This is a genomic window from Frankia sp. AiPs1, assembly GCF_023716945.1.
Classification (GTDB): domain Bacteria; phylum Actinomycetota; class Actinomycetes; order Frankiales; family Frankiaceae; genus Frankia.
Genome location: NZ_JAMQQF010000023.1, coordinates 18,646 through 32,030 on the forward strand (window position 1 = coordinate 18,646; position 13,385 = coordinate 32,030).

At 71.8% G+C, this 13,385-nt stretch carries 8 protein-coding genes and 1 pseudogene; 5 read left to right on the forward strand and 4 right to left on the reverse strand.

The genetic code is table 11. The features are described from left to right. The first annotated feature begins 13 nt into the window (after positions 1–13). The gene (locus ND748_RS04980; RefSeq protein ID WP_251744394.1) at positions 14–1,363 is read left to right on the forward strand and encodes a CHAT domain-containing protein; all 1,350 of its coding nucleotides are present in this window, start codon (positions 14–16) and stop codon (positions 1,361–1,363) included. 28 nt (positions 1,364–1,391) lie between these two features. Here the strand turns inward: ND748_RS04980 and ND748_RS04985 are convergent, their stop codons facing one another. Together ND748_RS04985 and ND748_RS04990 are read right to left on the reverse strand one after the other, a co-directional pair. After that, positions 1,392–3,977 (reverse strand): tetratricopeptide repeat protein, encoded by a 2,586-nt coding sequence (locus ND748_RS04985; RefSeq protein WP_251744395.1) that lies wholly within the window; start codon positions 3,975–3,977, stop codon positions 1,392–1,394. 41 nt (positions 3,978–4,018) lie between these two features. Continuing rightward, positions 4,019–4,372, reverse strand: coding sequence for a CATRA system-associated protein (locus tag ND748_RS04990; RefSeq protein WP_251744396.1), 354 nt, complete (start codon positions 4,370–4,372; stop codon positions 4,019–4,021). 131 nt (positions 4,373–4,503) lie between these two features. Between ND748_RS04990 and ND748_RS04995 the strand changes: the two genes are divergently transcribed. From ND748_RS04995 to ND748_RS05010, 4 genes are all read left to right on the forward strand, one after another. Further along, complete coding sequence (locus tag ND748_RS04995; RefSeq protein ID WP_251744398.1) at positions 4,504–6,999, forward strand: CATRA conflict system CASPASE/TPR repeat-associated protein; 2,496 nt, start codon at positions 4,504–4,506, stop codon at positions 6,997–6,999. Positions 7,000–7,069: 70 nt separating this feature from the next. Beyond that, on the forward strand, positions 7,070–7,684 hold the full coding sequence (locus ND748_RS05000; protein ID WP_251744400.1) for a class I SAM-dependent methyltransferase: 615 nt from the start codon (positions 7,070–7,072) through the stop codon (positions 7,682–7,684). A 247-nt stretch (positions 7,685–7,931) separates the two neighbouring features. Beyond that, on the forward strand, positions 7,932–9,554 hold the full coding sequence (gene groL / locus ND748_RS05005) for a chaperonin GroEL (RefSeq protein ID WP_251744402.1): 1,623 nt from the start codon (positions 7,932–7,934) through the stop codon (positions 9,552–9,554). Positions 9,555–10,356: 802 nt separating this feature from the next. Further along, positions 10,357–10,956: a Uma2 family endonuclease gene (locus ND748_RS05010; protein ID WP_251744404.1), complete on the forward strand. Its 600-nt coding sequence runs from the start codon at positions 10,357–10,359 to the stop codon at positions 10,954–10,956. A 78-nt stretch (positions 10,957–11,034) separates the two neighbouring features. Here ND748_RS05010 and ND748_RS05015 read toward each other — a convergent pair whose 3' ends face one another. Next, positions 11,035–12,855, reverse strand: coding sequence for a DNA repair helicase XPB (locus ND748_RS05015; protein WP_251744406.1), 1,821 nt, complete (start codon positions 12,853–12,855; stop codon positions 11,035–11,037). A 142-nt stretch (positions 12,856–12,997) separates the two neighbouring features. Further along, positions 12,998–13,385: pseudogene (locus ND748_RS05020) on the reverse strand (WYL domain-containing protein); the annotation flags it as partial.

A 13,385-nucleotide genomic window follows, 5' to 3' on the forward strand; every position in this document is an offset into this window, starting at 1 on the left:
GGTGGACCGCCGGATGGCGCTTGCCCGGGAGTGGGACGACCTGGTCGAGCAGGCCCGTCGCCTGCCCGGATTCGCGGATTTTCTGCGCACGCCACGGACGTCGACGCTGCTGCCGGCCGCGGCCGGCGGGCCGGTCGTGTACGTCAACGTGAGCCGATGGCGATGCGATGCGCTGATCGTCACCACCGACGGGGTGGAGCGGGTGCAGTTGGTCAGGCTGAACGCAGCGGACGTGGTGGAACGGGTTCGCCGGCATCTGTTCCTTCGGCGGGAGTTCGAGGTCACGGCGGCAGCCGCGCAGCGCGGCGGAACCGTCGCGGACGTCGTCGGGCTGGGCCCGCCGGTCCCGCCCGACGCGGTCGGTTCCGCGGTGCCGTCGGTCGGTTCCGCCGCTCGGCGGGCACGGCGGGCGTTGGACGCCGACCTGCACGGGCTCACCGGCTGGCTCTGGGACGTGCTGGCGCAGCCCGTGCTGCATCGGCTCGGCCTGCTCGACGGACCACCTGACCGCGACAACCGTCCGCGCCTGTGGTGGTGTCCCACCGGGCTGCTGACGTTGCTTCCGCTGCACGCCGCCGGCCATTACGACGACCCGGTGGGCACCGGTCCGGGCACCTCCGCCTCCGCCGGCGACAGGGCGGGTGCGGGCCTGACGGTTGCGGACCGGGTCGTCTCGTCGTACACGCCCACGCTGCGGGCGCTGCTGCGGGCGACCGCGGCCGAGACCGACGCCGGCCCGCCGTCCGCGTCGGCCAGCCAGCCGCCCGCCGACCCGCGGATGCTGATCGTCTCGCTACCGTCGGCCCAGGGGCGGCCGTCGCTGCCGTACGCCGAGTCCGAACGGGACGTCCTGCAACGCCATTTCCCGGGTGAGCAGCACACCCTGCTCGAGGGCGACGCCGCGACCCGCGCCGCCGTCGAGACGGCGTTGCCGCGGCACCGCTGGGCGCACTTCAGCTGCCACGGCGACCAGCAGCTTGGTGACCCGTCGAGCGGAGGGCTGGTGCTGCACGACCGGATGCTGCGCATCGCGGACATCGGCGCCTCCCACACGACCCGCGAGTTCGCCTTCCTGGCGGCTTGCCGGACCGCGACCGGCGGCGTCAACCTGCCCGACGAGACGATCAGCCTGGCTGCCGCACTGCAGCACACCGGGTACCGGCATGTCCTCGCCTCGCTGTGGTCGGTGTACGACCTGGTCGCCGCGAGGGTGTCGACGCTGGTGTACGACGAGCTGATGGCGAGCGGAGTCTTCGAGCCACACCGGTCCGCCGCCGCCCTCGACGCTGCCATCGCTGAGCTTCGTCGCGCCTACCCCTACAACCTGAGCGTGTGGACGCCGTTCACGCACACCGGAACGTGACGGCGCGGCCGTCGTCCTGCCCGGGGCGTCAGCCGTCCTCGTCGACAAGCACGTCCGCGGGAGTCTCCTCGTCGGCGGGAGTCTCCTCGTCAACGAGGAGGTCCTCATCCTCGAGCAGGACCGGTGGCACGGGTAGGTCCTGCGGCGCGGTTGCGTCCAGCAGCAACCGGACCTCCCGCATCCGGCGGACCAGCGCCGGATCCACCGCGGCCAGGTCGAGCAGGCTGTGCTGGCTGTCGATCAGACGTCCCCAGATCACCCCCCGGCCCGCCTCCAACAGTTCCACGGCGCGGGCCGGTTCCTCATCCGCCGACAGCCAGACGGCCGCCGCGTCGCTGGGCAGCCCCGAGTAGTCGGCGAGGACCCGCTCGACGTCGACCCGGTCGAGGCCGTGCCAGGCGGCCAGGGGGAGCAGATCGACAGCGGCCGCGTAGCCCTCGGTGCCGGCGTCCGGGGCGCGGGAGGTGACCGAAACGGCCCAGGTCCAGGCCGCGGTGATCCGCGTCGACGACGGCGCGGTCGACGTGTCCGCAGCCGCCCGCCAGGCCGTCACCGCCTGCTCGGCGTCCTGAGGATCACCGCCGATCTCGTGGCGCCGCCAGTAGGCGACGGCCAGATTGGTGAGGTACCCCGCCCGAGCCGGATGGTCGACTGCGCTCGCCTCGAGCGCCTCATGCCCGACCCGAACCGCCTCGTCAAGGATGGGCAGGCCCCCCTCCCGATCAGCATCCACCTGATCGGCATCGTCACGGGCGGCATCGTCACGGGCGGCGTCATCCCGATCGGCGTCGAACTGGCCGCGCAGGTACGCGGCCAGATTGGCCCGGTAGCCGGGACCGTGCGCCGAGTGCAGCGGGGTGCGGCGGACGGCCTCCCGGGCGGCGAGGACCGCGGTGCGGAGGTCCCTCGGGTCCCCGGCGGCCTCGAACCGGGTGTGCAGGGCACCGGCGAGGTTCGACCAGTACATCGCGCGGTCGGGGTCGCCCGCCGGGGTGATGTGCACCGCCTCGGCCGCGAACTCGATCGCCGCGTCCGCGTCGGCGCGCTCGTCGTGCAGCTCGAACCGGTGGCCGTGGGCGAGGCTGAGGTTGGTCAGGTATCCGGCCCGCGCCGGATGCCCGGGCGGCAGCAGCTCCAGGGCGCGTCGTCCCGCCGTGACCGCGTCGGTGGCGTCGTCGGAGCGGCCGGCATGCGCGTGCCGCGTCATCAGCGTGGTGCACAGGTTCATCAGCCGACCCGCGAGCAGCGGATGGTTCGACGCGCTGCCGGCCACGGCGTCGCGACAGGCATCGACGGCCTGCTCCAGGTCGGCCAGCCGGCCGGTCGCCTCGAACCGGCTCCGCAGCAGGAATCCGAGGTTCGACAGCCGGCCGGCATGCTCCGGCGCACCCGGACGGGTGCCGTCGACAGCCTCCTGGGCCGCGGTGACCGCGGCGTCGTGATCGGCGATGCTGCCGGTTGCCTCACACCTCGAGTGGTACAGCACCGCGAGGTTGCCGAGGAACCTGGCGCGTTCCGGCGTTCGCCGGTCGACCGCGTCGACCGCCCCGGCGGCGGCGTCGATCGCCTCCGCCAGGTCCGCCAGGTCGCCCGTTCGCTCGAACCGGGTGAGCAGGACGATCGACAGGTTGCACCGGCGACCGGCGAGTTCGCGGTGGTCCGCGGGCGTCGCGGCCACGGCGGCCCGGGCAGCGCTGACGGCCTCCGCCAGATCGGCTGGTGCCCCCTGGTGCTCGAACCGGGTCATCAGCACCAGCGCCAGGTTCGCTTGGCGACCGGCGGTCACCGGATGGTCGGCGGGCAGCGCGGCCAGCGCTTCGCGGTCCAGGGAGATCGCCTCGTCCAGATCGGACAGCTCGCCGTGACGGTCGAAGCGCAGCAGCAACGCATGGCCCACGTTCGACCGGTAGCCGGCGAGGTCGGCCGGTTCCGCCAGTTCGCCGCGGTGGGCTGCCCGGGCCGCCGCGTCGGCGACCGCCGCCCGACCCAGGTTGACGGCTGCGGCAAGATCCTCATCGGCGCCGGCGTGCTCGAATCGGGCCAGGAACGCTGTCGCCGCGTTCGACAGCCGGCCAGCGCGGTCCGGGTCGTCCACCGCGGTTGCCCGCGCCGCCCGCAGCGCCAGCGTGACGGCCCGGCCGAGGTCCGCCTCGTCACCGACGAGTTCAAACCGCAGTCGCCAGGCCATCGCGAGATTCGCCAGCGCGGCGAGGTTGCCGTCATCGCCATCAGCGGCATGACCGGCGTCACCGCTTTCGGGATCACCGCTCTCGGGATCACCGCCTTCGGGATCGCCGCCGTCGGGATCGCCGCCGTCGGGATCGGCCGTGAGGGCGGCCACCGCGCCGTCCAGGTCCCCCACGGCACCGGACCGGACGAATCGATTCAGCCGGGCGGCGCCCAGGTTCCGCCGGACCCGCACACCCAGCGGGTGATCGGGCCGGATCAATGCCTCGGCCTGTTCCAGCAGGTCGACGACCTGGCTCAGACCGTCCAGCGATTCGATGGATTGCGCCTCGTCGGACAGCCGCTCGGCCTGCGCGGCAAGCCGCCGAGCCCGCTCCAGGTCCCTCGGCTCGGGCTCGGATGTACGGGGTTCCGTTGGTGAGGCCACCCGATCACTGTGCGGCCAGGCCGGGCCGTTACGGAAGGTTGCTAGGTCCCGCTTCCTGCTCGGGGCTCGTCCGCTTTGCCCGCCTTGCTAGCTCTGTTCGCTTTGTCTGGTGGCACCAGTCGGTGGACGAGCTTCATCGACTCGGTGCGGGTGTCGGGCGGCGGGGTCGACGTCGCGCCGCCCTCCTGCTGGCTGGGCCCGCGCAGCCCGTCGAGATCGAGAATCGCCTCGGCCATGACGTGGACGTCCCGTGCGTCGAACGCCACGGCGAGTTCCTTGACCAGGGCATCGACCTCGGACCAGCCGGCCGCGGACAGTTCCAGGCCCAGAGCCCGGTGCACCGCTGCCGCGCCGTCCTTCCGCAGTGCTTCGAACGTGCCTGAGGGCTCCGTCACGGCTGGCCCCCCTTCCTGATCGTCCCGACAGGGATTCCAACGCTCGACCTCGACGAACCGTGCCAACACCGCTACCGGCGGAAGCATCATGGGGTCGTGCCGTGGCGCGACGCCGTCGGGGAGGACGTCACATGGGTGGAGACCAGCCGCCGGTCGACGAGCCGGCCGAGCCACCCGCCGTCGCGTGCCCTCAGGGCCGGCCGACCAGGTTCGCCGCGGAGGACGAGGACGCGGTACGAGATCTGGCCCCGCTGCTCGCGCAGGGTGGTACGGTCGACCACGCCCGGTCGCGCTCCGCCCGTCGTCGGGACGAGGCGAGGCTGGCCGACCCGTTCCTGCCGGCGCTGCTGACCGGGCTGGTCGTGGCGGTCGACCACCCGTCGCCGGCCGCAGCCTGGGAACGGCTGCGGAGCCTGTGGACCATCATCCGTACCGGCCTGGACCTCCCGGAACCGATCGCGCCGATCGCCGGTCTACCGCAGTCCCTCGACCCGCCGGTGGACCCGCCCGACGGCAACGGCGCGATGCGCCTTGCGGCCGCCGCCCGCCGCCCCGGGCCGGGGCTGTGGCAGGCGGTACTGCACACCGACGGCGAGCTGGCCTGTGTACGGGTGATGCGGTGCCCGCCGGACACCGACCATCCGAGCCCTGGGCCCGCGGCCGGGGTCGGGGTCGGAGGCGCCGCAGCCACAGTCGGGGTCGGGGTCGGGGTCGCCAGGAATCGATGGGCGGCGGTCGGCGCCGCCTGGTCCAAGCTCGAGCGTGACTGGGACGCCGTGCGGTCCGCGGGAGTCGCCGTGTCGCCGGCCATCATCGGGGAGACCCGGATTCGCGTGGCGCTCGACCGCGACGGTGGCCGGGACCTCGCGTCGCTGCCCCTCCCGGGTGCCGAGGCCGGCTGGTCGCGGCGCTGGGGCACCGTCGCGCCGGGGGCGCGCCTGTGGGAGACGTCCTGCTCGGACGACGTCCGGGCCTGTCGCAACCTGGTGCTGGTCGTCCCGCCCGAGCAGGAGCTTGCGGTCGATCACGCCCTCTGGGCCCGCGGCGACGGCACGCTGCCGCCGCTGGCCCGCTACTTCGCCCGCGCGGCCATGCTGCGCTACCAGCTTCACGTTTTCGACGGCGGCCGCCCGACCGGCGCCCTGCGCCGACGACTGGACGAGATCGTGGACGACCTTCTCGCCGCGCAGCCCGTCCTGACCGGCCGCGGCACCCCTTTCGGCAGCGACATCCCTCTCGGCAGCGACATCCCACCCGGCCATGACGTCCCTCCCGGCCGGGAGGGTCCGTCCGTCCAGGTCGGCGCGTCCGTTCGGGACGCCACGCTGCCGCGCCGGTTCGGCCGGGACCGTGCGCTGGCCGCGACTGCGGCATCGCGGCTGGCGGACATGCAGCGCACGGTGCGGCGTCTCGGCACGGCGATGACACACGACCTGACCGCCTCGGCGGTTCCACTCCCCGCGGTAGGACCGTTCGCCGCCGACGTCGAACTGTGCCGCTGGTTCGCCGGACGGGTCGAGGACGAACGCGCCGACCTGCGTGCGGTGCTCGACCGGGCGGCGGCCGTCGCGCCGCTCGTGGCGAGTCCCTCTGTGGACGTCACGCCATCTCGCCCGGCAATCATCACCGAACGCTACGGTGATCGCATGCGTGCGGACGGCGAGCCGGGACGGAGCGCGCCGGTCGTCGGGCTGATCACCGCGCTGCCCGAGGAGTTCGCGGCGGTGCGGCTGTTCCTGGACACCGGGACGGACCTCGTGCTGCCCGACGACCCCAATCTGTACCTGCGCTCGGACCTGCGCACCCCGCGGGGACTACTCCCGGTGGTCGTCTCGCAGCTCACCCGGCCGGGCAACAACGTGGCCGCGGCGATGTGCTCGGCCCTGCTCGCGGGTTTCCCGACCGTCCGCGACGTGATCATGTTGGGTATCGCGGCAGCGATCCCGTCGCCGGACCGGCCGGACCACCACGTACGCCTCGGTGACGTCGTCGTCGCTACCGAGGGCGTCGTCCAGTACGACAACGTGAAACTGGTCGGCGATGCCGAGCCGGTCCTCAGGGAACCACCGCACACGCCGGCTGCGTACCTGCTGTCGCGCGTGCGACGGCTCGCGGCCGACGAATTTCGTGACTACCGTCCGTGGGAGGACTATCTCGCCACGTCCGCTGGATACAAGCAGTTCCGCCGTCCGCCAGCCGGGTCGGACATCCTGCTCGACCCGGTCACCGGTGCCCGGCGGTCGCATCCGAGCCAGCGGTCACGGCGACGCGGCCTACCGATGATCCACCACGGTCGCATCGGCAGTGCGAACATTCTCCTTCGCGACCCGGCGATCCGGGATCGGCTGCGCGACGCGCACCGGATCCTGGCGGTGGAGATGGAGGGTTCCGGCGTTGCCGACGGCGCCTGGCTGCGTCAGGTCGGCCATCTCGTCGTACGGGGCACATGCGACTACGCCGACCAGGCGAAGAACGACGTCTGGCACAACTACGCCAGCCTCGCTGCCGCCGCCTACACCCGCGCCCTGCTCGACCTGTACGAACCCCCACATCCGCCATCGCCCTCGCCAGGGCCATCGCCATCGGCAGGGCCACCGCCACCGCCCGATCGAGGAGCTTCACGCTGAGCCCCGCCGACACGCCGGACGCGGCCTTGCCTTCCGCAGGTACCGCCCAAGCCCCCGATAAGGAGTCGTGATGGGCTTCTATGACGACCAGGTGCTGCCCCGCATCGTCGATCTCGCCCTCGGCCGGCCGATGGAGCAGGCCAGGGCGCGCGTCACGGCCGGCCTGTCCGGCGAGGTCCTCGAGATCGGCTTCGGGTCGGGACGCAACACGGCGCACCTGCCAGCGGAAGTCACCCGCCTGCTCGCGGTCGAACCCGCCGCCGTCGGACGCACCCTCGCCGCACCCCGCATCGCCGCCGCACCCGTCACGGTCGAGTTCATCGGCGACGACGGTCAGGCGCTGGACCTGCCGGAGGCATCGGTCGACCACGTCCTCACCACCTGGACGCTGTGCACCATCCCCGACCCCGAACGGGCACTGCGCGAAATCCATCGCGTCCTGCGGCCCGGCGGCACCCTGCACTTCACCGAGCACGGCCGCTCACCCCGCCCCACCATCGCCCGCTGGCAGGACCGGCTCACCCCCACCTGGAGCAGGATCGCCGGCGGCTGCCACCTCAACCGCCGGATCGACGACCTGGTCCAGCAGTCCGGACTGACCCTGGCCTCGGCCAACACCCATCCAATGCGCGGGACGGCCCAACTCGGCTTCGCTTACGAGGGCATCGCATCAAAACCGACCTGATGCCCCCAGCGCGAAAACGGGGTCCCACTTCCGGGTGGGAGGACGGCGCAGACGGCTCCGACGTGGTGGTGACCTCGTTTTCGGAGGTTCCGCGGGCTATACAGTGGCTGGCACTCAGCGAGGTCGAGTGCCAATCCTCGGTGCGACGGGTGCCTGCATAAACGGAGCACCGTCCGCGGTGTCGGGCACCCCATCGATGACTGGTACCTCTCCGCGCAGGCTTGCCCCCCTGAGAGGACCATCACGCATGGCAAAGATGATCGCCTTCAATGAGGAGGCTCGGCGCGGCCTGGAGCGCGGCATGAACCAGTTGGCCGATGCGGTCAAGGTCACGCTCGGCCCGAAGGGTCGCAACGTCGTTCTGGAGAAGAAGTGGGGCGTCCCCACGATCACCAACGACGGTGTGAGCATCGCGAAGGAAATCGAGCTCGAGGACCCGTACGAGAAGATCGGTGCGGAGCTCGTCAAGGAAGTCGCGAAGAAGACCAACGACGTCGCGGGCGACGGCACCACCACCGCCACGATCCTGGCCCAGGCCCTGGTCCGTGAAGGCCTGCGCAACGTGGCCGCCGGCGCGAACCCCCTCGGCCTGAAGAAGGGCATCGAGGTCGCCGTCGAACGCGTCAGCGAAGAGCTCTCCAAGCAGGCCAAGGAAGTCGAGACCAAGGAGCAGATCGCCTCCACCGCCTCGATCTCCGCCGGCGACTCCGCCATCGGCGGCCTCATCGCCGAGGCGTTGGACAAGGTCGGCAAGGAAGGTGTCGTCACCGTCGAGGAAAGCAACACCTTCGGCCTCGAACTCGAGCTCACCGAGGGCATGCGCTTCGACAAGGGCTACATCTCCCCCTACTTCGTCACCGACGCCGACCGCCAGGAAGCCGTCCTCGACGACCCCTACATCCTCATCGTCAACAGCAAGATCGCCGCGGTGAAGGACCTCCTCCCCCTGCTCGAGAAGGTCATGCAGACCAGCAAGCCACTGGTCATCCTCTCCGAGGACGTCGAAGGCGAAGCGCTGGCCACCCTCGTCGTCAACAAGATCCGCGGCACGTTCAAGAGCGTCGCGGTCAAGGCCCCCGGCTTCGGCGACCGCCGCAAGGCCATCCTCGGTGACATCGCCATCCTCACCGGCGGCCAGGTCATCTCCGAAGACGTCGGCCTCAAGCTCGAAAGCACCACCCTCGACCTCCTCGGCCGCGCCCGGAAGATCGTCGTCACCAAGGACGAGACCACCGTCGTCGAAGGCTCCGGCGACCCCGACCAGATCGCCGGCCGGGTCAGCCAGATCCGCAACGAGATCGAGAAGTCCGACTCCGACTACGACCGCGAGAAGCTCCAGGAACGCCTCGCCAAGCTCGCCGGCGGCGTCGCGGTCATCAAGGTCGGCGCGGCCACCGAGGTCGAGCTGAAGGAGAAGAAGCACCGCATCGAAGACGCGGTGTCCAACGCGAAGGCCGCCGTCGAGGAAGGCATCGTCGCCGGGGGTGGCGTCGCGCTGCTCCAAGCCTCGATCACCGCCTTCGAGAAGCTCGACCTCTCCGGCGACGAGGCCACCGGCGCGAACATCGTCCGCCTCGCGCTCGAAGCACCCATCAAGCAGATCGCGTTCAACAGCGGTCTCGAGGGCGGCGTCGTCGTCGACAAGGTCCGCAACCTGCCCACCGGCCACGGCCTCAACGCCGCCACCGGCGAGTACGTCGACCTCATCGCCACCGGCATCATCGACCCCGCCAAGGTCACCCGCTCCGCCCTCCAGAACGCCGCCTCCATCGCCGGCCTCTTCCTCACCACCGAGGCCGTCATCGCCGACAAGCCGGAGAAGAACCCGGCCCCGGCCGTCCCCGGCGGCGGCGGCGAGATGGACTTCTAGTCCAGCTCCCCCCGCACCACCCAGCGCACGCGCTGGGCAGCACCACCGTCACGACGAAGGCGGCTCCGGCTCACGGGGCCGCCTTTCGCCGTCTCACCCGCCGCCCGGTTCGCGTTCGCGCGCCGACCGTCCGCGGCCCGGCCACCCTGGCCCACGACGCCAAACCCTGCGCTACCTTCCGCCCGGACCGGGGCCAGCGCACCACGCGACCGCTCCAGGCTGCAGCCGGTCCGCTGCCGCGTCAATGCCGCGATACCCCTTTATCGGGGTGATTAATATCAGAGTCGTAGGTCACGCCGAAAGCGTGCATCACAGACGGCTGCATCCACATCGCCCCGGCAAAGCCGACATATCCGGCCCTTCATCGGGTTTTGACCGCTCAGGAAGATCGCTGAAGGCCCTCGCCAGCTTCCCCAGGAAGATCGCCGAAGGCGATCTGACGGAAACCCCGAACGGCGCCCTGGGCCCAGGGGTCCCCGTGAATCGCCGAAGGCGATTCACGGGGGAAGGCCCGCCTCCGCGGACGGGAGGTTCCGCGGAGGCGGGCTCGTCGGCCTGGGAGCGACGCCACTCGGGACGGAGCGAGCGCCGGGAGGTGCTCCCAAAGACGACCTTGCGCCAAGAAAGGTCCTCGACCACCGGCAACGGCGATCAAGTTACCATCGGGATATTGGAGCAGACAAGAGCTTTATGTCACTTCTTTTCAACAATTCGCGGCGGGGGCGGTTAGGACTCGACTATTTGCACGACACGGACAATTAACGCAGCCGAGCTTTCGACAGGACCGCCCCAGCGGGGCACCATGGGCACTGTGGTCCAGGCACCCGCGCAGCCCCGCTCCCACCGTCCGTCCGTAACCGTGCCCGCGCCTCCGGTCACGGTCGAGGATCTGGATGCCGGCGGGTACGGTGATGCCCGGCTGGAGCTGCTCGACGGGCTGTGCCTCGTGCGCCCGTGGCCGACGCCGCTGCGCGCCCGGGTGACCAGCCGGCTGACCCGCTTGCTGACGCAGGCTGCGACCTCCGGCGCCCACGTGCTCCCCGCCGGCGTCGGGGTGGAGCTGTCGGCGCGATCCCTGCTCGTGCCGGACATCGTCGTCGCCGCGAGCGCCGAGGTGGTGGGCCGCCGGCTGCGGGAGACGCCTTACCTGGTCGTCGAGGTCGCGGATGCGAGCACCCGCCGCTACGACCGCACGCTGAAGCTCGACCTCTACCGGGAGCGCGGGGTCCCGGCATGCTGGCTGATCGATCCGGATACGGCGACGCTGGAGGCGTTCGAGCTGGTCGGCGGCGTGTACCTGACCGCCAACGCGGCTGGCCCGGACGGTGAGTTCAACGCGACACGACCGTTCCCGGTCACCGTCCGGCCCGCCGAACTGATCGACCCGCCCGACGCCGAGTAAGCGGCGACCCGACGAGTTCGGCGCCCCGCAGCACCGCCGCAGGCAGGGCGCAGGCCGGCGCACGGCGGGCCAGACTGGTTAGTCCCGCCCGCCGGCGCCGTCGGCGATGTCATCCGGATCCGCCAGATCGTCCGGATCCGCGCCACCGTCCGGATCCGCGGCACTGCGCGGATCCACGGCACCGTGTGGATCCACGGCACCGTGCTGACCGGCGGCGCCGTGCTGGCCCGCGAGGTCGCCGCGATCGCCTCTGTCACGTGAGTCGGGGATGTCGTCGGCGTCGACGATCGTGTAGGCGTAGCCCTGCTCGGCGAGGAAGCGCTGGCGGTGAGCCGCGTACTCCTGGTCGAGGGTGTCGCGGGCGACCACGGTGTAGAAGTGGGCCGCTCGGCCGTCCGCCTTGGGCCGCAGCACCCGCCCGAGGCGCTGCGCCTCCTCCTGCCGAGAGCCGAAGGTGCCCGAGACCTGCACCGCCACCCCGGCCTCCGGCAGGTCGATGGAGACGTTCGCGACCTTGGAGACGACCAGCGTGGTGATCTCGCCGGTGCGGAACGCCTCGAACAGCCGCTCGCGTTCCCGGTTGCGGGTCGAACCCTGGATGACCGGGGCGTCCAACAGCTCGCCGAGCTCGTCCAGCTGATCGAGGTAAGCGCCGATCACCAACACCCGGTCGTCGGAGTGCCGGCGGACGAGCCGCTCCACCACCGCCCGCTTGCTGTGGGCCGTGGCGCACATCCGGTAGCGCTCCTCCGGCTCGGCGACGGCGTAGGTCATCCGCTCCTCGTCGGTCAGGGTGACCCGCACCTCGGTGCACTGCGCGGGAGCGATCCAGCCCTGCGCCTCGATCTCGCGCCACGGCGCGTCGTACCGCTTCGGCCCGATGAGCGAGAAGACGTCCCCCTCCCGACCGTCCTCGCGGACCAGGGTCGCCGTCAGGCCGAGCCGGCGGCGGGACTGGATGTCGGCGGTCATCCGGAAGACCGGCGCGGGTAGCAGGTGCACCTCGTCGTACACGATCAGCCCCCAGTCGCGGGCGCCGAACAGGTCCAGGTGCAGGTACTCGCCCTTGCGCCGCGCCGTCATCACCTGGTAGGTCGCGATGGTGACCGGGCGGATCTCCTTGCGCTCGCCGGAATACTCGCCGATCTCGTCCTCGGTCAGCGAGGTGCGACGCAGCAGCTCGTGCCGCCACTGCCGCCCGGCGACCGTGTTCGTGACCAAGATCAGCGTGGTCGCGCCGGCCTGGGCCATCGCCGCGGCCCCCACGATGGTCTTGCCCGCGCCCGAGGGCAGCACGACGACCCCCGAGCCGCCCTCCCAGAAGCCCGCGACCGCGCCCTTCTGGTACTCGCGCAGCTCCCAGCCGTCCTGCCGAAGCTCGATCTGGTGCTTCTCGCCGTCGACATAGCCGGCCAGGTCCTCCGCGGGCCAGCCGAGCTTGAGCAGCGCCTGCTTGAGCCGGCCGCGCTCGGACGGGTGCACGGCGATCGTGTCGTCGTCGAGGCGCGTGCCCAGCATCGGCGCGATCTTCTTCGCCCGCGCGACCTCGACGAGCACCGCCCGGTCGAGCGCCCGCAGCACCAGGCCCTGAGCCGGATCGTTCTCCAGCCGCAACCGGCCGTAGCGATCCATGGTGTCGGCGACGTCGACGAGCAGCGCGTGCGGGACCGCGTAGCGGGAGTGGCGGACGAGCGCGTCCACCACCTGCTCGGCATCGTGCCCGGCAGCGCGGGCGTTCCACAGGGCCAGCGGAGTGACCCGGTAGGTGTGCACGTGCTCCGGAGACCGCTCCAGCTCGGCGAACGGGGCGATGGCCGCCCTGGCCTCCGCCGCGCCGGGATGATCGACTTCCAGGAGCAGGGTCTTGTCCGACTGAACGATCAACGGGCCGTCCGCCACCCTCACCGTCCTCCCGGTCCGCCGTACGGCATCGGCCCGCCCGGGCAGGTCCCGGTGGGCACGCCGCCGTGCTGGCGACGCACTTCGACGGTACAGGCGCCCACCGACAGGTTCGCGACCCCGTCCCGTCGCAGCCCACGGCTCAGGGCGGGTCGGCCGCATCCGGCGTGGCCACCGTCCAGTCGGCCCGCGCCGCGGCGCCACCGCCACCGAACACCTCGTCGATGTCGGCGACCCCGGTCACCCGGTGCAGGGCGAAGCGGCGCGGGCCGGCGCTGAGTTCGTCCCAGGCGGTCAGCCAGCCGCCGTCCACCGCGGTCGGCCGCACGATCCGGTCACTGGGCGTGCCCTGCTGGTCGACGTACCCGAGCAGGACCCGGCGCCGATCCCGGACGGCACCCTGCAACATCACCAGAATCAGCGGGGCGGACCGGGTGCGTCCGATCTCGGCGCCGGCGACGCCACCGGCCGCCCGCACGGCCTGCGCGCTGTCGTCGCCGCGGCGGACCAGCCGCAGCACGTCGCGCGCC